1 protein-coding gene is annotated in these 293 nt (G+C 42.3%); it reads right to left on the bottom strand.

Translation table 11 applies throughout. The features are described from left to right. On the bottom strand, positions 1–293 hold a 293-nt coding region (locus tag AN214_RS22055; protein ID WP_152960868.1), incomplete at both ends, for a DDE-type integrase/transposase/recombinase.

Raw genomic sequence — 293 nt, 5'->3', positions numbered from 1 at the left:
CGATTGTAAAATACTTCTATATAGTCAAACAAGTCTGCCCTTGCTTCATTCCTAGTCGCGTAGATTTTTCGCTTCACTCGCTCCGTTTTTAGCGAGTGGAAGAAACTCTCAGCAACAGCATTATCCAAACAATGACCACGCCTGCTCATACTGCTTGTAAGGTTATTTGCCGTTAAGAACGCTTGATACTCTTCACTTGTATATTGACTACCTTGGTCGCTATGCACGATAACATTAGCACTTGGTTGTCTACGCCATACCGCCATCAGCAGTGCTTTTATTACAATTTCACG

This window comes from Pseudoalteromonas sp. P1-9 (assembly GCF_001399975.1).
Taxonomy (GTDB): domain Bacteria; phylum Pseudomonadota; class Gammaproteobacteria; order Enterobacterales; family Alteromonadaceae; genus Pseudoalteromonas.
The sequence above is the reverse complement of the archived record's forward strand: the minus strand, read 5'-3'. Positions and strand labels throughout refer to the sequence as shown.